This is a genomic window from Rubneribacter sp., from assembly GCF_965361815.1.
Window position 1 is genome coordinate 1 of sequence record NZ_CBDTNW010000058.1, and the last position, 20,901, is coordinate 20,901.

Genomic DNA, 20,901 nt, shown 5'->3' on the forward strand with positions numbered 1-20,901 from the left:
GGCCCGCAGACGGCCCCGCGCGCCCGGCCGCGCTCGAAAAACCACGCGCTCGGACCCCGTGCGAACGACACCCTGTCGCCGTAGAAACAGGAAAGAGGAGCGGGAAGCAGGCCGTCCGTCTCCACGGACGTGCTGAGCGCCTCGTCGGAGAACAGGTCGCGCCCCGCGAGCAGCTCGCGCGAGCGGTCGGTCATCCCGTAGCTCACGGTCACGCGGTTGCGCCCGTAGAGCCGAAGCCCCTCAGCCGGGACGGGCGTTCCGTCCTCGAAGCGCACGGAGCATTCCTCGTCGACGTACCACCCGTCGAACCCGTCGCAGCCCTCCTTGGCCGCAGCGGCCGCGGCCCGGGCGTTCGCCATGTACGCCGCGTTCGGCTCCACGCTCTCCTGGAACACGGGGTCGGCCTCCCCGTCCGCGAAGTACGAGACGGGCGCGAGGCGTCTCCACTGGGCGTAGCAGGCGGTGTCGGAGGAGATGGACACCGCATCTCCCGGCCAACCCAAAAGCGTTCCCCCGTCGGGGGCGGTGCGCCAACCCTCGAACACGCATCCCTCCTTCGTGCCGGGGTCGGGCAGGACGACGCTGCCCGGATCCCACTGGGCGTAGAGCGTCGCCGTTCCCGCCGACGAGCGAAGGTTCTTGACCGAGGCCCGGTCCGCGTAGGACGCGCCCGCCCCGTCGGCTTTCGCGTTCCAAGCGCGCCAAGCCCATGCGCACGCCAGCGTCCGGTCGCCCGCCGATCCCCCCTGCGCGTAGCACGAAAGCGCGTAGGATCGCTTGTAGCCGTTTGCCGTGAGCGCTTTCGGAGAATCGTAAACGTGCGACGAGGAGGCCGTGGAACCTGCGGTGGCTCCGTTGCCGTCGTAGGCCACGGTGTAGGAGACGGGCTTCCACTGGGCGTAGAGGGTGATGACGTTTTTGCCGGTGGGGGACGGGATCCCGCCGCCGGCGTCGGGATAGATGTCCGCGAAGCCGTCGTTCCAGCCGTGGGGCACGTCCATGTGCTTCAGCAGGTTCCAATCCTCGCAGCCTATCCGCTGGCCGGAGGCCACGTTCACCGGACCGCCCTTGGAAAGCGACCATCCCTCGAAGGTGTAGCCCGCGCGCGTCGGCTTCGCAGACGACACGTTGGCCGCGTTGCCCATGTACTTGTAGTGGGCTGCGGGCAGGTTCGCCACCGCGGCGGTCGTGTTCTTGTCGTAGACGATCCTCACCCGCGGCCAGAAATCGGCCGCCCCGCCGTAGGAGTTGGCGAAGCCTCCCCAGCCGTCCCCCTCGGTGTGGACGTACATGTGGCTATAGTACAGATCGTCCAGGCCGTTCTCGCCCGTGAAGAACCCGCTTTTCGCATAGCGGTAGGCGTAGGTGGCCAAGCAGCCCCAGCCGGCGCCGTTCGCCTCCGCCTCGCGGTTCGTGTCGGTCACGCCGTGGCCGAAGTTGGCCCCGCCGCGCGTCCCCGACCACGGAGATCCCCAGCAGCTCGTCCATCCCCTGCCGTCGGTGGCGTTGTACAGGGGGAAATCGACGCCGGACACGCGTCCGTTCCAACCCGCTGGACCTCCGTCGAAAGAAGGCATGTAGAAACGGGGACCGTGCGGGTCGGCCGCAACGAACTCCGCAAGCCCGCTCGAATCGGCGCGGATCCAATGCCTGTTGAAGACGCGCCCCGTGTCCGTCTGCACGTACGAGTACGCATGGGCCTCTTGAAGCGGCGCTGCGGCAAGGCACAGCGCCGCGCACAGCGAGGCGATGGCGAACGCCGCCAACCGCGCCGCGATCCGCCCTTTTCCGAAGCTGCCGAAAGCCTCCCTCACGATTCCCCCTTTCCGGCGCGCTGCTCCCGCGCGCGCTCCAACGCCGCCTGGGCCTGCGCCTCGTCGGCGAAGCTCTCCCGCGCTATCGCGGACAGATCGTCGTCGGACAGCCCCGCCGCGTCGACGGCGGCGTAGGAAAGCGCCACGTGCGACGATCCGGCGGAGCCGTCGACGCGCACTGTGGCCGGGTCCCCCGCCGAAAAGACCGCTCCGTCGGCGGACATGGCAAGGGGACGCTGCAGCGACGCCTCGTAGAACCCCTCTTGCACCGGCACGCTCGCCGTCCCCGGCCCCTCCAAAACGAGGTGCTCCTCCACCTTTCGACCGTCGAGCGAGAACCCCGACACGAACACGCCGAGAGGCGAGCCGTCGCTCCATCCTTCGCAGGACACCTCCACCTCCAGCGTCACTGCGGCAGGACGCGTCTGCCGAGAACCGTCCGCCTCCCCCGCCGCTTGGACCGCAGCCCACGCGATAGCGCCCGCAAGAGCCAGCAGCGCCGCTGCGCCGACCGCGATCCGCCGCATGGCCGAGGGCCGCCCCAACGCCGTTTTCGCCCGAAGGCCCCTTCCCGCATACCTCATCCTCGTCCTCCTCACCCCATGGTGTCGCCCAGAAACGCCAGCAGGTTGACCACGGTCGGCGCAACCACCAGCGCCACCGTCGGCGGCAAAAAGCACATCGACAGCACGACGTCCAGCTTCGTCGGCATCTTGCGTATCCGCTCGATGGCGTCCGCCTGCGCCTCCGCGCGCGCAAGGGCCGCCTGCCTGGCAAGCCCCTCCGCCACCGACGTCCCCTGGACGATGGACTGCCTCATCTGCGCGACGAACGACCCCACCTCCCGGCTCCGGCACCGCTTGGTCATGTTCTCCAGGGCGGCCTCGCGCGGATGCCCCAGCAGGTTCACCTCCTGGTCGATACGGGAGAACTCCTCGGCCACAGGACCGTCAAGCCCGGCCGCAACCTCCCGGAAGCACTGCTCGACGGGAGATCCCGCCGCAATGGCGACGCTCAGCAGCTCCATGGCGTCCGGCAGCCGCGTGTCGACGGCGCGGAGCCGATCTCGCTCCCTGCGCGCGATCCACCGCGAGGACCCTGCCCATCCGGCCCCGGCGCCGCCTAAGACCCCGGCGGCGCAGACGCCGGGAGCGGCCCCGAGCGCCGCCAAGGAAAGCTGCGCGACGGATCCCCCGATGACGACGCATGCCACGCGCGCGCTCCTCCACACACCCGGCGAAATAGACAGGCCGGCCCTCTCCAGCCGCTCCCTGCTCGCGTCGGCCTCCGCCCGGCCAAGGGGCGCGATGCGATCGAGCACGTCCGCCAAAGCGGCCAGGACCCCCTCGGCGCGCGACAGCACAGCGCGGAGGCGGCGCCTGGACCCATCCTTCGGCCCAGCGCCCTCCCTCCCCGGCCGCAGCCCCCCAGACGATCCCGGGCCGACTGCGGCGACCCCGCGGATAAGCGCCCCGTACAGCGCAAAGCCAAGCAGCGCCCCTCCCGCGAGCAAAGCCCCGAACACGACACCTTCCATGCAAACCGCCTCCCTTCCCAACGCAGCCCATCCGCACGGCTCGAACCCGCGCACGTCCCTACACCCCCGCTCCGTCCACCTTCGTGATGCGATGGCACGCGAACAGCCCGATCGCCTCGAGGAGCGCCGCCAGCGCCACAAGGGCCCATCCCAGGGGCTCTTGCGCATAGAAGCGGGAGAAATCCTCGTTGGTCGCGTGCATGATCATGAAGATGGCCGGCATGGACCCCGCAACGAACCACTTGGCCAAGCGGGTTCCGGCCAACTCCGTCCTCAGCTCCCGTTTGGTGCCCAGACGCGCGTCGGCATGCGAGGCCACCATGTCCACGGCCGGGGCGATGGCCCCGCCGAACCGCTGCTGTATGCGCACGGCCGCCGCGAACGCCTTGACGTCGAGGCTGCCCGTGCGAAGCGCCATCTCCTCAAGCGACGCGGCGAGCGGCCTTCCGTACGCCGTATCGGCCAAGACGCGGGCAAGCTCCTCGCGCAGCGGATCGTCGGCGTGGGCGGCCGCCGACCGCAGCGCGCGCTCCAGGGTGAGCGCCCCGCGCACGTTCGCCGCCACCTGCGGCAGCATGCGTGCGAACTGCGCCTCCAGAAGGCCCATGCGCCGCTTCCTGAGCACGGCGAGGCGCGCGGACAGGCAGACGAGCGTCGCCGCCGCCAGCACGGCCCCGACCGCCGGAGCAGAGGATAAGGCCCAGGCTGCGGCCCCCGCGACAAGCGCCGCCGCAACGGTTCGGGCGCACCAGAGCGCGGGCGCGTCGTCGATCCCCGCCTCGTGCAGCTTCCTCCCGAGCGGAGATCGGGAAGCGCGCGGACGGGACGCGGCGGCCGCGCCGGACGCGTAGAGCCCCTTTTCGTCGAACGCGCGCCTTCGCTGCTCCGCGCGCTCCCCCCGGTACAGGACCCACGCCGAAGCGGCCAGCGCGCCTGCCGCCGCCAGCAGCGCCGCAGCCGTCACGTCCATCGCCCCCGCCTCCTTCCTCCCAGCTTTCCCATAACCGCATCATCCTTCGAAAAACCAGGCGGGGTCGTACCAAACGCCCGCATCCCGCATGCGCTCCCTGATGCGCTGTGGCTGGACCCCGTGCGACCTCCATGCCCCGACGATGCGGCCCAGCCCGTCGTAGCCCTCGACTTCGAACGAGAACAGCTGGGCGCGCGGTATGACCGAGCTTCCTTCGGGCAGCGGATCCACGGCCACGACGTCGGTCACCTTGCGCGAGCCGTCCCGCAATCGCTCCACATGGACGATCAGCCCGCCTTGCAAAGACTCGGCTATCTGCTGGACGATCACCTCCCGGCTCAGATCCCCGTCGGCGTAGCCCACCATCGTCCGCAACCGGCTGATGGCGTTTCCAGGGTCGTTCGCATGGACCGTGGTCATAGAGCCCGGGTGGTCGGTCTGCATGGCCTGCAGCATGTCGTAGGCCTCGGCGCCCCGGCACTCCCCCACGATGATGCGGTCGGGGCGACGGCGCAGGGACAGCGCCACAAGGTCGCGCATGCTCACCGCGCCCTCTCCCTCGGAGTTCGCCTCGCGCGTCTGCATCCGCTCGGTATGGGGCGTCCGCAGACGCAGCTCGGGCGTGTCCTCTATCGTGATGACGCGCTCCTCGGAGGGGATGAACCCCGAAAGCGCCCCCAGAAGCGTGGTCTTGCCCGATCCGGTGCCCCCCGATATGACCACGGGGCAGCGCGCCTGCACCGCCGAGCACAGAAACTCCGCCATGGCCCCGGGAAGCGCGCCGGCACGCATGAGGTCGTCCACGCTCATCACATCCGTCGCGAACGTCCGCACGTTGAGCGCGGGCCCGTCGGGCGCTATGGGAGGGATCACGTAGGTCGCGCGTGCCCGACCCCCAGGCAGCATGGCGCACCCCATGGCATGCGACTCGTCGCAGCGCATGCCTGCCTGCTCGGCTATCTTGCCGATGATGCGGCGGACATGGTTCGCGTCGTCGAAGACGACGTCCGCCCTCCGCTCGATGCGGCCCGCCCGTTCGACGTAGACGACCGGGTCCAGAAACGGCATCGACGGATCGCTTGCGTCCACGCCTCCCCCGTTCACCATGATCTCGGTGATAGAGGCGTCGTCGAGCAGGGGCTGCAAGGGTCCGTAGTGGAGGAAGTCGTCGATCATGGCCTGGGAGAGCGCCTCGGACTCCAACGGGGAGAGCCTTGCCCCCCATTCGAGCGCGATCCTGTCCACCGTTTCCCTGATCAGGCGCTCGACAACCTCCGGCCCCGCCTGTTGGCCGCGCAGCGCTGCGGCGACCTCCTCGCGGACGCCGCGCTTCAAAGCTCGCTCGGACGCCCTATCCATGCGCCTCACCTTCCCCGAGCGCGTCTTGGGCGGACAGGAGGACCAGGCTCACCTTTCCGGCGTACTGCGCCTCGCGCACCGCGTCGGCCTGGGACGGGTCCACCTCCACCGTCACAGACGTGTAGGGCGCCCCTGCCGCGGACGCCTCGTCCCCCACCGCCACAACACGGGCGCTGTCGCACAGCGTGGTCAAAAGGGACGTCCCCGCCGAGGCGCCCTCGGCCGACACCACGCGCACCACGTCGTAGACCCTGATCCTTCCCGCCAAGCCCGTCTCCGAATCCACGCCGATCGTGACGGCCTCCATGCCGGCGCCCAGATCGGCGGCCAGCCGCCCGCCGCCCGATCCGGTCACGAACGAAGCCGTTATCTGGGACCCCGCCGGTATGTCCACCAAAGCGCGGCTCCCGAGGGCGGAACCTTGCTGCAAGGCGTCGGCGCCCAGGGCCGCAGGGGAGCGAAACGCCGCAGGGACGTCTTCCAACCGCACCGTCTGCTCCGTCAGCGCGTCCCCCGCCCGTATGTCGGCAGCCGCCACCAGCGTCGGCTGCGCGCCGGAGGTGGCGGCCCCGACCGCCGCGCTCGAAGAGGCGTGGGCCCACAACCCGTAGGCGACGGACGCGAAAGCGACCGCAGCGGACGCCGCCGCGACTGCGGCCAGCCGCTTGGCGCGACGGACGTCTAGCCCCCTCTCCCCCGGCCGACCGGACCCTAGGGAGGCGGCGCGGGTCCGCTCCTGCTCGTCGTCTCGCACGGGATTGCCCCTGCGGAACCGGGGCTCCGCGCCATCGCCGTAGCGGACGGCGTCCGCGTTCGACGCGCGTGCGGAGAATCCCGTTCCCCGCACGGCGCGCTCCGCCGATCCTTCGTTCATGAAACAGCTCCTTTCGTCATTGCCCCTCCCCGTCCGCCAGCGCTTCGCGAATGGCGTCGGCCATCTCCGCAGGGAACTCCCCTGCGGAGTCGAGCTGGGCGAACGACGCGGAGGCGGCGGCTTGGCCCGCCTCGACCTCGTAGCGCCCGCACAGCCGCTCCTGCGGCCTCCACGCGACCTCGCTCGCGTACGGTCGGGCCACGATCACCTTATGGGACGCCACGGGGATGCCCTCCAGCCCGAACCCCCGCGCGAACACCGTCTCCGCCTCCTCCTCAAGCTGCACGCCCACGGCCCACAGCCGCTCCGCCTTCGGCACCTCTTGCGAGGCGGCCTCGTAGAACCACACGGTCGTCCGCCCCAAGAACCCCTGGGCGCGCACCGCGCGTACGACGGTCTCGGCGATCTGGCGCCCGGGATCCTGGGCGTTTTTCGCCGCCAGCGCGAACGAGGCGTCCATGCACGCCGAACGGGCGGAGTCGAGCGCGTTTTCCTGCCGCGCCTTCGCCGCATACGCGATGCCCTGGTCCACCGCGAACGACAACGCCGCGATCAAAACGAACACCGCAGCCACGGCAAGGGGCGCCATGCTCCCCCTTTCGGGCGAAAGCGACCGCGTCCTCATGGCCCCTCCTCCACGCTCACCTCCACCACGCGCCCCGCGACGTACGTGCAGTCCACGTGGCGAAACAGGGACTGCCCCGACAACCCGGGGATATCGAGCGCGGAGGGCACGTCGTAGCGAAGCGCGTAGGAGAGCCTGGCCACCGACGTGCTCTGGTCGGACGAGAGCCCCTCGCCCAGAACAGACCCGCTTTCGTCCTGGCGCCACTCCACCCTGACGTCCGAGACGTGCAGGCTTTCCGCCGCCAACTGGGTGGAGGCGCCGAGGATCTCCTCTTCGACGAAGCGCCCTTTGTCCGCAGCCTGCTGCAAGCCGGCGACATCGAGCTGCCGGCACGAGCGCGTGACCTCGGAGGAGAGCTGGCTTGCGACCAGCGTCATGCCGCCGACCTGGACGATCCCAAGCAACACGAGCAGAAAGAGGGGGACCGTCAAAGCGAACTGCACCGTCTCTCCCCCATGTTCCCGGCCCCTCATCGCGCACCCTCCTCGCTTTCTCCAACAAGCCCCCTCGCCTGCGCTCCAAGCGCCAAAGCCCCTCCGTCCGCCGCCGCCACAAGGTCCCCGACGGGCGTGAGGAAGCTCCCTGAAAGCTCGAGCTCAACCGACACGCTCCGCCGCCGGGTTCGCACAAGGCGCTCCTGAAACGTCCCGGACGCCTCGTCGAAGGCGTGGTGGACGTAGGAGGCGTCCTCCGCATCGCCGTAGGACACGCTCGCTGAAAGCCGAAGCCCCTCCCCCGCAAGCGCCGGGGAGGCTTGGAGGGCCGCGTCAAGCAGATCCTCCTCGGACACGGCCGCAACCGGAAGGCCGGATGCGACCCGGCACGCCTCATGGGCCGCGTCGCAGAGCGCTATCCCTAAAAACACCACGCGGCCCAGATCGACGATCGCGCACAGGAACGCGAACAGGACGGGCAGCGTCGCCACGAACATGACGACGCTGCCCCCGGCTTCGCCGTTGCGACGCCGCCCGAGGCCCGGCGGGGCGGAACCCAAGGCCGATCCGCTCATGCCGCGCCGGACGTGATCTTCGAGAACATGTCCGTCACGGCCGTCCCCGCCTGCGTGATGGCACCCTGGATGTTTCCCTGCAAAAGGAGCAGGGCGGCGCCCAGCCCAACGGCGAACCCCAAGACGATGACGGTCTGCACGATCTCAGACCCCCCGTCCTCCTCGCCGCGCACGAGCATGGCCCGCACCCCGTCCGCCCTCGTGCAGAAATCCCTCGTCTCCCTCATGGTTCCTCCCATCTTCGTCTCCCGCCCATCGGCGGGTCCTTCCTTCTCCGCCCGGCCGGACGCGCCGCGCCGGGACGGGCGGCCTCAACACGCGAGGCAGGCCACTCCGCACGCCAGCCACAGCGACAAAAACGGCGCCACGGGTATGCCTGATCTGAGCGTGAGCCTTCTTGCAGCCAACCCCGCCAAAGAAAACGCCGCAGCCGACATGTAGCACGCGAGCAGGCCCGCAGGCGCCGCCGCGCCCGTCGCAAGGGACAGCGCCGCCATGCAGCGTATGTCGCCGTGGCCGACGGGAAGCGCGCGCCCTCGGCCCGCCACCCGGTTCGCCGCAAGGCACGCGCCCGCCGCGACGGCCGCGAACACGAGGCCCGCCGCAAGGCCCGCCGGCCCTGCGGCCAGCGCCTGGAGCGCCCCTCCCGCCGCCGCAAGCGCAGCGCAGCACTCGAGGGGGATCATGCGCGCCTTCAGATCGCACGCCACCGCCACCAGCATGGCCGTCGCGCAGACGCCGGCAGCCAGCGCCGAGGCCCAAGGCAGGGCCGCAGCCGCCAAAGCCGCCCCCGCAACGGCGCCCGCCGCCGCGCAGGCCGCCCTCCGGCGACGCGTCGGCGCGAACGAGCAGCGCTCCTTCTGCTGCCGCTCGGTGCGGACGGCCCGCTCGGGATCGGCGGGAAGCCCCTCGCCCCTCAGCGCAATCGCCCGCTCGCGGGCAAGCGTCCCCTGCCCGGCCGCGCGCAGCGAATCGTCCAGCCACGCGGCGAAGGGGCCGCCTTCATCCGCAGACGCTTCGCCCGCGCGCCGAGACGCCTTCCTCGCCGCCCGGTAGAGGCGAAACGAATCCCACCACCACGACCTCGATCGACGGTAGGCACGCCCCAGCAGCGCGTCGGCGGCCTGCGGCACGACCAAAGCCCCCACGGCCGCGCCGCACGCCAGGCCCCCGACCACCTGCACGACCCATCCGATCATCGGCGATCCGGGTCCGAAACGACCCCGCCCGTACCCGCAGCCGCAGCCTTCGCATGGCTCCCCCGCACGGGGCGCCTGCGGCGGCCCTCCCCCGCCTCCCGCACGGCCTCAGGCTGGAAGCGGATGATAAGCCCGCAATCGGAATCGTCGCGCAGCTTCGCATCCTGCCTGAGCAGCGCGCATCGCGTGGAGCGGGAAGCGCCCCCGGCAGACGATCCCTCCTCCCCGTCTAAGAGGGGGGCGAATCCCGGAAGCTCGAAGCGGACCGTCCAGCCAAAGCGCCCGAAGAGAAGCTCGTCCCGCACATCGCCGACCCCGCCGGCAGCTTCCCTTTCAGACGGGTCGCCCGACGCAAGCAAGCCGCACTCCCCAGACGCCTCCCGCGCGACCGTCGGCTGAAGGACCTCCGGCCGAAGCGTCGCCGCAACGGCCCCCGAAGGGAGGGGCGCGCGCAGGGCCGGCCCCTCCCCCGCCGCAACGGCGGCAGGAGCCTCGGCGACGCCCGCCGCCTCAACCGGACGGGGCCGCCCCGCATCGGGAGCGCCGGGTCCCTGGCCGGGACCGCCCTCTTGGTAGCGATGGAGGCACCCGTAGCACACCTCGGCATCGTCAAACGCCCCCGCGCCGCATGTCGGACACACTTTCACGGCCTTCCTCCTTCCAAACGGACCATCCCCACGCGGTCCCCTTCCTCGAACCAAGGACCCGAGCATGACGAGAACCGCTCCACCACGGCGGCCGCGCCCCGCTTGCGGAGCCTGCGAAACGGCCCAACATCCCGATGGGCCTCCAGCACCAAGCCTGTCGCATCCACAAACGCCACATCGAGCTTATGCCTCATGCCCGCTGTGTGAACGTCGCTGCACGGCATGAGCAGAAGCATCCCTTCGCTTGGCTCCGAGAGCAAAAGCCCGCGCGCCCTGCGCGAGATCCTGCCCGCCAAGGACAAGGGGACCGCGCCCTCGATGCCCGTTTCGTTTCCCTTCTCCATGTTCAACTCCCTTCTTCCGCCGTCGCGTACTGCACGACGACGCTCGCGCACCCGCCCGCCCCCACGCTGGAGACGAACGCCCATCTATACGGTCCGGACGCCTTGGAAAACGATCCGCTGCAGCCCGATCCGCTCTCCACCGCCGTCCAGCCTTTCGCCACGAGGGCGTCCCGAACCTCCTCGTAGGCCCGCGCGGCGTTGGAGCGGACGACGAAACCCGCAACGCCTCCGTCCTCGCGCTGCTCCGAGCGCACGTCCAGGCATTCGGAGGGAACCGCCAACCCGTCCTCGAAGCCGTCGGGAAGCCCCTCGACCACGTCCTTGGCGGCGAGGACCTCCTCAAGGCCCAAGTCGTCCGTGCCTGCCGGGCCCGCCCACGTCGACCCCCGCGCCGCCTCGCGCGCAACGCCCGGCCGAGATGCGCAAGACGCTGCGGCCGCCAACGCCGAGGCCGCCAGCAGGAAGCCGACGGCAAGGCACGCCCGCCGCGCGCGGCGAACCTGCGCCTCCTCCGCCGACGAAGCCCTCATACGAGCACCCCCGGATGGTAGCGGTCCACCGCAAGCTCCGCGCTGTGGACGAGCTTTGGAAGCTCCACCCCGAACACCGACCTTTTCAGACCAAGCCCGAACAGGGTGGGGGAAACCTCGAGCGTCGCCGTGAAGCGGACATGCCCGCCGGACGCGCCCTCCACGGCCACCTGCACCGACTCGAACGACCGGTTGAACGCGCCCTCCAGATCGGACTGCACGGCGGCCCTGCTCTGCTCCAGCCCCTGCCCGTAGGCCGGGGAGGTGGCGTTGAGGCGCACGGCGTCGCGAAAGGCGTTGTCGAACGCCGCGCACTCCGAGAACGCGAGCAGCGCGTTCACCGCCACGGCCGCCACCGCCACAAGCACCGGAAGCGCCACCGCAAGCTCGACGGTCATCTGGCCCTCGTCGCGAACCCTCCTTCTCACTCCCATACCCTCACCCCCGTGATCTGCGCGTAGACGTCCCTCACGCCGTCGGCCATGCGCTGCACGACATCCGTCGCCGCGTCCCTGACGGCGGGGGGAAGCGCCACCTCCACCGTGACGGACGGACCCCCGCCCCCGAACAGCTCCACAACAGCCACCTCCACTTTCCCGTCGGCGGACCAGATGGCCTCCACCGCCCGCTCCTCGAAGGCCGAGACCACCGACGAGAACACGTCGTTCGATCCAAGCGGATGGGCGACGGCACGCTCCTTGAGCGACATCAGGCGCGCCGCCACCGCCCCGGCATCGGACGAGGCGACGTGCGCCGAGTTCACCAGAACGGGCTTGAGGGCGTCGAGGTTCGCCGGCTCCAAGCCCGCCGCCGACACCGCCGATCGCAAAGCGCCCGCCGCCCACGACCCCAAACCGCTCGCGCCGGAGAGGGGAAACCCGTCAAGCGCCGAGGAGACGGCGCCGTCGAGCGCCTTCTGCCCGTCGGAGTACGCCCGCAAAAGCCCGGACCAGCAATCGAGCACCAAGCTCAGCGCCCCCGTCGCCGCGCCGCCGTCCGCCAGGCCGTCGAGCATCGAGGAGACGACGTCCCCCGCCTCGCCCGCAGGCTCGGCCAGAAGCGTGGCCGCGGAGACGGCCGCCCGCGCGCCCAGCGTCCCCGCGTTCGCCACGAACGGGCTTGCAAACCCTGCGGAGGCCGCCTGGCTCCCCGTGTTGGCCACCAGGACGACAACGCCCGAGCTGCCGGGCGGCAGGGCGTCTATGCGCATGCCGCCGACGTTTCCCAACGCCTTGCGCACCTCGTCGAACAGCCCCTCGGCACGGCCCTTCACCTCCGCTTTGAGCGGCGCCAGGTCGCGCATCGCCTCCTCGTAGTCCTTCGCGGCCTCAGCCACGGCCCGGTAGTGGTGCTCGAAGCCGTTCTCGACGGAGGTGGACGCGGCGGCCACCTTGCCCATGGCAGACGCCGAGAACCCGCATTCGCCGCACACGGGGTACGCGCCGCGCTCCATCTCGGCGATGGACCCGAGGGTCGTCGCCCCCGATGCGGCCGGGCAGCCCGGCCAGGCGTGCATGACCGTCCTCCCCTCCTCGTCGGCCGTGCACGGGTACGCGACCTCGGTGTAGAGGTCGGTCGCGCGCATCTCGTCGGTGTTTCTGGGAAGGAAGGGGAAGAGCGCCTCGAACGAGTCCCCCTCCTCGCGCACGTATCCGCGAGAGATCTCCTCGACCGCATGCGCGTAGAACCGCGCGCGCAACGCGGAGCGAGCCTGCTCCTCCACCGACGGCCCCTCGGGGGTCTCGAGCGCAAGGCGGCGCGGGTAATACGCCTTGGCCCGGTCAAGGGCCACCGAGAACGACCAAGCGTCGACGCTGCGGTACAGCGGATTCTCCGCCCCGGTCATCGAGGCGAGCGCGGAGGCGCGCTCGTACATGCAGTACACGGGATTCGCCCCGCAGTCGCGCTCGAAGGCGCGCCGCTTCGCCTCGTTGGCCTTCTCGGCGGCGCGCTCGGCCTCCTCGGCGGCGCGACGGATCCCGTCGGCGTCGCGGTCGGCGGCGTCCTGCGCCTCTTCAACCCCCTCGGCCCCGCCCACGCCGATCTCCTTCCCCTCGTCGGGCATCAGCAGGGCGAGCGCGAGGTAGTTGGAAGCGGATTTGTTGTTGGCGGCCGCAACCGACGCGGCGTTCGCAGCCGCCATGAACGGCAGCAGGCGCTGCAGCCGGTTGAGCCCCGCCGAGGCCTTCTCCGAGAACCCGTCGCGAGCGCGGGCCACGTCGCGTCCCGCCTTGAGCAGCGCCTCGGACGCGGGCGCCGTCGCGGGCGTGCACAGGGCAGCCACCCCCAACCCCGTGGCCGCAAGGCTCGTGAGCGTCATGGACAGGACCACCGCATCGCATGCCCGCACGACGATCATGAACTCCGCCACCTCGTTCTGGGCGGCCAGCGCCGCGGCGTCGGCCACGCTCTGCACCTCGGAAGACGCCGATGAAACGCGCTGGACCTGGGCCGCCGAGAACACGAGCGACAAGGTGAGGAGCAGCGACAGCGCCATGCCCACCGTGGTCATGCCGGATTCGTCCCGAAACGGATCTCGCCGCGTCATGCCGCCCACGCCCCTATCCAGCCGGCCGGATCGCGGCCCGCCGCCGCGCCGCCGACCCAATCCGGCTGCGTCGACTGCGAGCAACTCACCCTGACCTCGAAGTTGCCCCGGTCGTTCAGGATGCCGAGCAGGGCACCGCCCGCCCCCAGCAGGGGCAGAGGGCGCACCTCGTTCGCAATGGTCACCTCGACCGCCTCCGATCGCTCGTCTCCTTGAAACGCCACCTCCCAACTGCAGCCCCCCTCGTGCACATGGAAGCAGGAGACGGGCGGCACCGAGCCCAGCCGGTGCATCACGAACGCCCGGCAGGACTCCTCCATATCCCCGGCGGCATCCGTCTTGGTGGCCAGAAGCCGGCATGCCTCGGAGGCCGCCGCCCCCATGACCATGCGGTCGTACAGAAGAATGCCCGGCTGCACGAGCAGCAGCAGCCCGATCAGCAGAACCGGGATGAGAAACGCGGCCTCCACCGTCGCCTGCCCGTCTAAGGAGCGCCTCGCGCACCAGGCGCAGCGCGCCGCAGACCGCTTTCGAACGGCGGCCGCGAGGACGCACGCGCCCCCGCCTTCGACCTTCGCCACGACCGTCCCCCTTTCCGAAACCCGTTTGCGCCCTATGCGCCTAGTACAGAAACACATCCGCCACGCCGCCCGGCGCGGACGCCTGCACGTGGTGCGACGCCGATACCAGCGCGTGCTCCACGAGGGCGGCGGCGTCGAGCATCCTCCACAGCGCGGCCAAGCCGACGATCATGGAGAGAAACGCCACCGTCACCAGCGCGTACTCCACCGTCGACTGCCCCGCCTCTCCCCGCGCCCCGTGCGGTGCGCAAAGAAAGGCCCTTGTCACAGCCCGTTTATGCCCTCCGCTATGGCATCCCACAGCTCCTGCAGCTTGGGGCGGAACACCGTGATGGCGATGATGGCTATGACCACCAGCACGCCCACCAAAATGGCGTACTCCGTGGTGCCCTGCCCCGTCTCGCCGCGCCTCAGCCTGCCCGCCCAGCACGCAGCCTTCGCCAAGCACATCCGATACCGATCCATGGGAAAACCTCCTTCTTCTCGCGTCCTTCATCTCAAAACCCTTCCATCAACTCAAGCAGCACGGGACCCAGCACGAGCAGCAGCATGGCGGGGAGGATGAGCGCGCCCGTGGGCACCATCATCTTCACCGGGGCCTTCGCCACCCGTTCCTCCACATGGGCCCGTCGCTCGGCACGCGCGTCGGCCGCCGCCGACTCCAGCACCTCGACAAGGGACGAGCCGAACCTCAGCGACCTCGCCGTTGCCTCCATCACGCGCACAAGCAGGGGGGATCCGTACGACGCCGCCAGGTCGCGCAGCGCGTCTTCGCGCGTTGCAAGGCCAAGCGACCAGGATCTTTGCGCTGCCGCGCACTCGCGGGCAAAGGGAACGTCGAAATGCTCGCCGTAAAGCTGGAAGCTGCGGTCGAACGACAGCCCGCTGCGCAACCCCAGCGAAACGGTCTCGAGCATCTCTGAAAGGCTCCTCTCAAGCGCCTCGACCCTCCTCCGCTCGGCCCTTCCGATCGCGCGTGGAACGGACGCGGCGCCCGCTGCCGCGCCGATGACGCAGCCGAGCAGCGCCAGCTCCGCAGAGAACAGCGCCCCCGCAAGCGCCCCAGCCGCAGCAGCCGCGCCCCCGAGGCGGGCCGACGCCTCGGCAAGCCCCTCGGGCGTCACGACGCCCTCCACGCCCGCCCTGCGGGACCTTCCGTCCAGCCACCTCGCCGCCAAGCGGCGCCCGGCCCTCCCCAAAGGCGACGGCACCGCCCCCAGCGCAAGCCTTTTGCTCATCTTTGCCGCGTAGCCGAGCACGCGCCCCTGCGGCATGCCGGGGGCGCCTTCCCGGCCGGCGGGAAACGCCCGCGCCCTGCCGCGCCGGCGGCGCAGGGCCGCTTCACGGGCGCGCGCCCACGCCACCGACAAACACCACCCGCCCGCGCCTCCGAACAGCGCGGCCGCCGCCGCAAACCCCCACGCCGCCGTCCCAACCTCCATCAGTCCACCTCCACCGCCAGCATGCGGCGCACCGCGAAGATGCCGCCCGCCTGCATCGCCAAGGCCAGCCCCAGCAGCGCAAGCCCTGCGGCACTGGAGAAGAAAGGGTCGAGGAACCCCTCGCTCACCAAGGAGAACACGGCTATGAGCACAAAGGGCATGACGCTGACCACGCGCGCGGAGAGCTTCGCCTGCGCCGTCTGCACGCGCAAAGACCTCCTCAGCTCAAGCTCGCCCTCCACCGTGGCCCTGGCGGCATCGAGCACCTGCCTCATGCTGCCGCCCACCTGATGTTGAACGTCAAGGGCCACCGCCACGAACGAAAGCTCCGGCACGGTCGATCCGCTGCGCAGGGCGCCCAGGGCCTCCCGCGCGCCCCGCCCCGCCTCCATACGGTGGGCGGCGCGCTCGAACAGAGGGCGCAAAGGACCCTGCGCCTCGCCTGCCAGCTGCTGAAACGTTTGCAGAAGCGAAAGGCCCGACCGAAAGCACGCGTCCATGGCCCGCAAGGCGTCGGGCACCGCCTCCCGCGCCGCCTCGCGGCGCCTATCCCGCGCCGACCCCGCCCAAGCGAGCGCGGCCGCGCATGCGCACGCGGCCACCGCCGCCCCACATGCCAAAGACGACGAGACGAGGGTCGCTCCGAGCGCGACGAGGACAACGAGCGCAAAGAACAAGGAGACGAGGGGCTCGGGAGCGGTCCTCAACCCCCGCAGCTCCACGGCCCACACCGCCTCCTCGGCCAGATCGGACAGCCGAGGGCTGCGCAAAAGGGCCCTTGCGGCGGGCTTCGCCCATCCCACCCCGTTGCGCGCACGCCATGCCAGACGGCCCGATCGCCCCTCCCCAGCCTCGAAGAACGCCGTCCTTCGGCCGTTCCGCGCACGCGCGGCCGCCAAAGACCCCAGCACCGACCCGCATCCGAACGCGGCCAGGACCCCTACGCCGCCAATCGCGCCGCATACCTCCACGACTCCACCTCCTCCTCCATCGCAAGACCCTTCCGGCACAGCTCGCCAAGCCACCGGGGAGGGGCCAGCCACCTCCCCTCCTCATCCGAAACGTCGCGCCTGAACAGCGTCCTGGTGCCGCAGCGGCGGCGCTCGTCGTCGAACGCAAGCTCCGCCACCTCCGACACGAAGCGCGACCCGTCCAACGACCGCGCCGTCTGCACCACCACGTCGAAGGCGCCGGCCACGTTGGCCTCTATGACATCGACCGGCAGATCGACCGCGTAGCGCACCATCGTGGTGAGCCGGGCCACCACGTCGGCGGGCGAGTTCGCATGCAACGTGGTCAGCGACCCGTCGTGCCCTGTGTTCATGGCCTGGAGCATGTCCAGCGCTTCGGCGCCTCGGCACTCGCCCACCACGATGCGGTCGGGCCGCATGCGCAACGCGTTGATCACGAGATCGCGGATGGTCACCTCGCCCATCCCCTCGGCGTTGCGGGGGCGAGCCTCCAGGCGCACCACGTGCGCATGCTCGAGGAACCGCAGCTCGGCCGAATCCTCTATCGTGATGATGCGCTCCCCTTCGGGTAGCACGCACGACAAAGCGTTGAGCAGGGTGGTCTTCCCGCTGCCGGTTCCGCCCGAGACGGCGATGCTCTTCCTGGCGCGCACGGCCCACACCAAAAACCTCCGCATGGCCCCGTCGAACGACCCCATGCCCATCATGTCCTCGAGCGTCATGACCCGCTTCGCGAACTTCCTCACCGTCATCACGGGGCCGTCGAGCGCAAGCGGAGGGATGACCACGTGCACGCGATGCCCCTCGGGAAGACGCGCGTTGACCAGAGGAGACGCCTCGTCGACCCGACGGCCCAACGGACCCAGCACGCGGTCGATGAGGGCGCGGAGCTGATCGGCGTCCGCGAAGCGCTGGGCGCTGCGGCGCAGCTTCCCCTCCTTCTCGAAATACACCTCCTCCGGACCGTTCACCATGATCTCCGTGACGGCGTCGTCCGCCAGAAGCGGCTCCAAAGGGCCGAACCCGAGCACCTCGTCCACCAGCTGCCCCGCAAGCTCCTCCCGACGGCCCTCCGGGACGTCCGCCCAGGCTTGGCCCTCGAAGACCTGCCGGCACGCGCTTCTGATCTCGTTGCGCGCCCGACTGGGATTGTCCCGCATCATGACGGCGAGGTCGTCCACCGACACGAACGACTGCATCCCATCTTTCAGCTCGTCCAAGCCCAGGGCGCCTCCGAAGCCAGAACGCGCGCCCGCCCCGTCCGCCGCCCGCACGCGGCTCGTCAAAGACATGGCGCACCCCGCTTTCTCCTGCGGGGAGCGCGCCCTTTCAGCAACCGGCGTCCGGCCGCGCGCGTCGCGGAGTCGTCGCCGCGACCGGAGGCCTCCGCGCCGGGCAGAAGGTTGAGCATGAGCCGCTCGAGGCTCGTGCACAGATCGTTCCTCGATTCCAGAAGCTCGAACGGAACCCCCGATCCCAGCAGGTCCTCCACGTCGCGTCCTCCGTCCTTAAGCTCGGCCACATGGGCGCCTTGAAGCGCGCACGACACGTCGATGGACGTGAGGGGGGCTCCCTTCGCGCACCTGTTGAGGGCGAACACGAACGGGTTCGTGGCGATGCCGCACCGCGCGCACAGATCGAGCGCGTGCTTGCACGCCCTCAGCGACGAGGCACGCTGGTCCACGAGGAGCAGCGCTTTCGAGCTGCGCTCGAGCAGGATGGCGTGCTGCTCCGCCCAGGCCGCCCCGGTGTTGCAGATCACCACGTCGAACCGCTGGGACAGCTGGTCGAGCAGCTGCGGGGCGGCCCCCACCACCACCTCGGAGTCCTCGAGCCGCCTGGGGGCGGCCAGCAGGGCCGGCAACCCCTTCTCGGGCCGCAGGGACGATAGTTTCCCCGGAGCCTCCAAAACCTCCTCCATGCGCAGAGGATCCCGCACTCCCAGCAAGGCGGGCATGTCCCCGAACTGGAGGTCGAAGTCCACCAGCAAGGTGTCGAACCCAAGCCCCTGCGAGAGGATGGCCGCGAGCGCCGCCACCGTGCTTTTCCCCGCACCCCCGCTGCCGCTTGCCACGGGCATGAAGAAGGCGGAGGCGCGACGGGACTCTCGCGCGAGCGCCGGGGCTCGTCCCTGAGCGAACCGGCTCCGCTCGTTCCCGGCCTCGCCGACATCGTGCGCGAAGGCGGGGGCGGCGTCGCAAGGCGCGGCCGCAGCCGTCCCCGCCTTCGCCGCAGCCGCAGGACCCGTCTGCAACGTGGGCGCGCAGCCGGCAGCAGGCGCTTCGGCGACGCGAAGCGAGGGTCCGGACGCACATGGAAAGCCCGTCGTCTGAGGCCGTCCGCCGAACGACCGCAACGCGGCCGCCTGCTTTCTGCGCGCATAGCGCGCGACGAACGCCTGCCTCGTCAACGACGCGTCGATCCCCGCAGCGCTCGCGCGGCTTTTCAAAGACCCCGTCTCCTGAAACGAAACCAGGCACACAACCCTCTCCGGCCGGTCACGCTTGAGCGAGGCGGCCAGGTTGATGGGGGACACGCCCTCGCTCGAAACCACCCACACCTCGTCGACAAGCGTGTCGTTTCCCAAAAACCGCCGCGCCTCCTCGGGCGTCGAGAACAGCCTCAGCCACTCCTGCGAGGCAAGGTTCTCCCCGGCAAGGCCCATGGCCTCCGGATGCTGCAAGCACGTTGAGTCGGCGCACAGCGCCACCAGAGACATCGTCATAAGTCGCCCCTCCCCTCGCCGGGCGCATCGCCCTCGGCGCCGCTTTGCCCCGACGCCTCGCTCGGCAAGGCGAAGTACAGCTCCGCCCGCTGCGCCGCAGCCACGATCTCCTGGACGGACTCCGCCTCCACGGCGATGGTGATCCACGCCACCTCGGCATCCGAGGAGCCCTCTGCGGAACTTGCGCTCGTGGCCAGCACCAGCACGTCGTCCGCTATCACGTCGGTGGAGGTGCCTCCGGTGGCGTACATGTCCACCCGGCTCCCCGTCGACACCGCGCCTCCCACCGCCTGGACGTCCTTCGCGGGAACGCTCACGGCGCTCAGGCCCTCGGGCACGTCTATCTGCGAACCGACCTCCTGAAACCGCCGCTCCGAAAGGACCTCGCCGGCCAGGATGGCCGACGACGCCTTCTTGCCCACCGCCTGGGAGGCGTCGCGGATCGCCTCGCCCGGAAGCAGGTCGGCCACCCACAGGCGGCTCTCCACCGCCCCGGCGTCCACCGTCTCCCCCGCGGCGATGTCGCGCTTCGCCACGCACACCTCCAGCTGCTCGCCCCCGTAGCGGGCAAGGGCCTCGGCGCGCGCCGCATCGGCCTCCCCGCGCACGCTCTGCGTGTACCCAACCACGCACGCCGCGCAGACAAGGCCGCACAGCACTCCGAAAACCGCCGTCCTGTTTCGCTTCATGTCGTCCCTTCCCATGATTGCCCGATACCAGTATGACCTGCTCATCTAGCAGATACATGGCACAGTTCACCATGGAAAGCCGCCTTTTCCCAACGCGCCTCCAACGCGCTTCCAACGCGAATGCCGCCCGCTTCCGCTGCGAATCCAACGCCGATCAAGCGCGCCTCCAGCGAAAATCCAACGCGGATCCAGCTCCGCAGGTAAGAGCGCGGGTCCCCGCCGCCGCAGAAGCCGCGCGACGCGGTGGAAAACCTTTCCGCACCGCTGTGGAAACAGGCGCCGGACGATCGCGCGCCGCGCCAAGGCGAAAAGGCGCCGGAGGGAGAGGAGGAACCCCACGCCGGCGAAGGGAACCCTCGCCGGCTTTTCGGCGAGGCAAGGGAAAAGAGTAAGCCCAGTTCGCGAAAATCCGGCGTCGCCGTCGCGCGCGCTTTTGGCCGCTTTGAGCGTCGCCGGGTGCGATTTGCGGCCAAAGCGCCGCGCGATCTCCGCTAAGCCGACGTTGGCACGAACCCGCCGGAGGCGGCTCGGCGAAGGGCCGTCCGCAAGTTGGTCGCAAACTGCGCCCTGTGGCACTCCGGGCGGTCGATCCGGCGCTCTGGTGGACCGCTCGATTCTCGCGACCTGGTGTTTCTCCGGATGCGGAGAGCGCGAAGGATGCAAAACCGGCCCCGCGCGTGCCACAGGGCGTCGTTTGTGACCAATCTGCGGGCGCAGCCGGCCTATGCCAACGGTGTTTAGCGAAGAGGCCGCGCGGGCGGACGCGCCCTTGGCCCAAAGCGCAGCATCCGACCGCGCCGCCCGCGCAAGCCCCTCCGAGCGCACGACGCCAACGCGTTCTCCGTTTTCGACGCGCCTGCCGCGCGTCCGCGCGAACCCCTCCGCCCGAAGGCGCCCGTTTGCAGCGGCCCGTCATTTATGGCAGAATGGAAAGCCGTCGAAAGACGGATCAGCCGGTCGGTTGGCGCAGCGGGAGCGCAGGTGCCTTACAAGCACAAGGTCGGGGGTTCAAATCCCTCACCGACCACCACGAA

24 protein-coding genes and 1 tRNA gene are annotated in these 20,901 nt (G+C 70.4%); 1 reads left to right on the top strand and 24 read right to left on the bottom strand.

Annotated features, from left to right (window positions below; translation table 11 throughout):
• From ACWKY3_RS03720 to cpaB (ACWKY3_RS03835), 24 genes are all read right to left on the bottom strand, one after another.
• The coding region (locus tag ACWKY3_RS03720; protein ID WP_449315073.1) for an InlB B-repeat-containing protein at positions 1 to 1,814 on the bottom strand (1,814 nt) is incomplete at its 3' end.
• On the bottom strand, positions 1,811 to 2,341 hold the full coding sequence (locus ACWKY3_RS03725; protein WP_449315074.1) for a hypothetical protein: 531 nt from the start codon (positions 2,339 to 2,341) through the stop codon (positions 1,811 to 1,813). The genes ACWKY3_RS03720 and ACWKY3_RS03725, both read right to left, overlap by 4 nt.
• A 68-nt stretch (positions 2,342 to 2,409) precedes the next feature.
• A complete protein-coding gene (locus tag ACWKY3_RS03730) occupies positions 2,410 to 3,351 on the bottom strand; it encodes a type II secretion system F family protein (protein WP_449315075.1) in 942 nt (313 codons plus the stop codon).
• A 58-nt stretch (positions 3,352 to 3,409) separates the two neighbouring features.
• Positions 3,410 to 4,321 carry a type II secretion system F family protein gene (locus tag ACWKY3_RS03735; RefSeq protein ID WP_449315076.1) on the bottom strand — a complete coding sequence of 304 codons (912 nt, stop codon included), beginning with the start codon at positions 4,319 to 4,321 and terminating at the stop codon, positions 3,410 to 3,412.
• 39 nt (positions 4,322 to 4,360) lie between these two features.
• On the bottom strand, positions 4,361 to 5,680 hold the full coding sequence (locus ACWKY3_RS03740; RefSeq protein ID WP_449315077.1) for a CpaF family protein: 1,320 nt from the start codon (positions 5,678 to 5,680) through the stop codon (positions 4,361 to 4,363).
• Positions 5,673 to 6,554, bottom strand: coding sequence for a Flp pilus assembly protein CpaB (gene cpaB, locus ACWKY3_RS03745; RefSeq protein ID WP_449315078.1), 882 nt, complete (start codon positions 6,552 to 6,554; stop codon positions 5,673 to 5,675). Before cpaB (ACWKY3_RS03745) ends, ACWKY3_RS03740 begins: the two co-directional genes overlap by 8 nt.
• A gap of 16 nt (positions 6,555 to 6,570) precedes the next feature.
• Positions 6,571 to 7,143 carry a hypothetical protein gene (locus ACWKY3_RS03750; protein WP_449315079.1) on the bottom strand — a complete coding sequence of 191 codons (573 nt, stop codon included), beginning with the start codon at positions 7,141 to 7,143 and terminating at the stop codon, positions 6,571 to 6,573.
• A 32-nt stretch (positions 7,144 to 7,175) separates the two neighbouring features.
• Positions 7,176 to 7,655, bottom strand: a complete 480-nt coding sequence (locus ACWKY3_RS03755; protein ID WP_449315080.1) for a TadE family protein — start codon at positions 7,653 to 7,655, stop codon at positions 7,176 to 7,178.
• Positions 7,652 to 8,176 (bottom strand): TadE/TadG family type IV pilus assembly protein, encoded by a 525-nt coding sequence (locus ACWKY3_RS03760; RefSeq protein WP_449315081.1) that lies wholly within the window; start codon positions 8,174 to 8,176, stop codon positions 7,652 to 7,654. Before ACWKY3_RS03760 ends, ACWKY3_RS03755 begins: the two co-directional genes overlap by 4 nt.
• An 11-nt stretch (positions 8,177 to 8,187) precedes the next feature.
• Positions 8,188 to 8,418 carry a hypothetical protein gene (locus tag ACWKY3_RS03765; RefSeq protein WP_449315082.1) on the bottom strand — a complete coding sequence of 77 codons (231 nt, stop codon included), beginning with the start codon at positions 8,416 to 8,418 and terminating at the stop codon, positions 8,188 to 8,190.
• 84 nt (positions 8,419 to 8,502) lie between these two features.
• Entirely contained in the window at positions 8,503 to 9,390 is an 888-nt protein-coding gene (locus tag ACWKY3_RS03770) for a prepilin peptidase (RefSeq protein WP_449315083.1), read from the bottom strand.
• Positions 9,387 to 10,037 (bottom strand): hypothetical protein, encoded by a 651-nt coding sequence (locus ACWKY3_RS03775; protein WP_449315084.1) that lies wholly within the window; start codon positions 10,035 to 10,037, stop codon positions 9,387 to 9,389. Before ACWKY3_RS03775 ends, ACWKY3_RS03770 begins: the two co-directional genes overlap by 4 nt.
• Positions 10,034 to 10,381, bottom strand: a complete 348-nt coding sequence (locus tag ACWKY3_RS03780; protein ID WP_449315085.1) for a DUF192 domain-containing protein — start codon at positions 10,379 to 10,381, stop codon at positions 10,034 to 10,036. Before ACWKY3_RS03780 ends, ACWKY3_RS03775 begins: the two co-directional genes overlap by 4 nt.
• Positions 10,382 to 10,383: 2 nt before the next feature.
• Positions 10,384 to 10,911, bottom strand: coding sequence for a hypothetical protein (locus ACWKY3_RS03785; RefSeq protein WP_449315086.1), 528 nt, complete (start codon positions 10,909 to 10,911; stop codon positions 10,384 to 10,386).
• Positions 10,908 to 11,339: a hypothetical protein gene (locus ACWKY3_RS03790; protein WP_449315087.1), complete on the bottom strand. Its 432-nt coding sequence runs from the start codon at positions 11,337 to 11,339 to the stop codon at positions 10,908 to 10,910. Before ACWKY3_RS03790 ends, ACWKY3_RS03785 begins: the two co-directional genes overlap by 4 nt.
• Positions 11,336 to 13,459: a pilus assembly protein TadG-related protein gene (locus ACWKY3_RS03795; protein ID WP_449315088.1), complete on the bottom strand. Its 2,124-nt coding sequence runs from the start codon at positions 13,457 to 13,459 to the stop codon at positions 11,336 to 11,338. The genes ACWKY3_RS03790 and ACWKY3_RS03795 overlap by 4 nt, the downstream gene beginning before the upstream one ends.
• The gene (locus tag ACWKY3_RS03800) at positions 13,456 to 14,040 is read right to left on the bottom strand and encodes a TadE/TadG family type IV pilus assembly protein (protein ID WP_449315089.1); all 585 of its coding nucleotides are present in this window, start codon (positions 14,038 to 14,040) and stop codon (positions 13,456 to 13,458) included. The genes ACWKY3_RS03795 and ACWKY3_RS03800 overlap by 4 nt, the downstream gene beginning before the upstream one ends.
• Before the next feature lie 40 nt (positions 14,041 to 14,080).
• On the bottom strand, positions 14,081 to 14,248 hold the full coding sequence (locus tag ACWKY3_RS03805) for a hypothetical protein (RefSeq protein ID WP_449315090.1): 168 nt from the start codon (positions 14,246 to 14,248) through the stop codon (positions 14,081 to 14,083).
• Positions 14,249 to 14,304: 56 nt separating this feature from the next.
• Positions 14,305 to 14,505 carry a hypothetical protein gene (locus ACWKY3_RS03810; protein WP_449315091.1) on the bottom strand — a complete coding sequence of 67 codons (201 nt, stop codon included), beginning with the start codon at positions 14,503 to 14,505 and terminating at the stop codon, positions 14,305 to 14,307.
• A gap of 32 nt (positions 14,506 to 14,537) precedes the next feature.
• Positions 14,538 to 15,482 (bottom strand): type II secretion system F family protein, encoded by a 945-nt coding sequence (locus ACWKY3_RS03815; protein ID WP_449315092.1) that lies wholly within the window; start codon positions 15,480 to 15,482, stop codon positions 14,538 to 14,540.
• Positions 15,482 to 16,453, bottom strand: coding sequence for a type II secretion system F family protein (locus tag ACWKY3_RS03820; RefSeq protein WP_449315093.1), 972 nt, complete (start codon positions 16,451 to 16,453; stop codon positions 15,482 to 15,484). Before ACWKY3_RS03820 ends, ACWKY3_RS03815 begins: the two co-directional genes overlap by 1 nt.
• The gene (locus ACWKY3_RS03825) at positions 16,423 to 17,745 is read right to left on the bottom strand and encodes a CpaF family protein (protein WP_449315094.1); all 1,323 of its coding nucleotides are present in this window, start codon (positions 17,743 to 17,745) and stop codon (positions 16,423 to 16,425) included. The genes ACWKY3_RS03820 and ACWKY3_RS03825 overlap by 31 nt, the downstream gene beginning before the upstream one ends.
• On the bottom strand, positions 17,736 to 19,178 hold the full coding sequence (locus ACWKY3_RS03830; RefSeq protein ID WP_449315095.1) for an AAA family ATPase: 1,443 nt from the start codon (positions 19,176 to 19,178) through the stop codon (positions 17,736 to 17,738). Before ACWKY3_RS03830 ends, ACWKY3_RS03825 begins: the two co-directional genes overlap by 10 nt.
• Entirely contained in the window at positions 19,175 to 19,867 is a 693-nt protein-coding gene (cpaB, locus tag ACWKY3_RS03835) for a Flp pilus assembly protein CpaB (RefSeq protein WP_449315096.1), read from the bottom strand. Before cpaB (ACWKY3_RS03835) ends, ACWKY3_RS03830 begins: the two co-directional genes overlap by 4 nt.
• Before the next feature lie 955 nt (positions 19,868 to 20,822).
• Here cpaB (ACWKY3_RS03835) and ACWKY3_RS03840 point away from each other — a divergent pair.
• A tRNA-Val gene (locus ACWKY3_RS03840) sits at positions 20,823 to 20,897 on the top strand.
• Positions 20,898 to 20,901 lie beyond the last annotated feature (4 nt).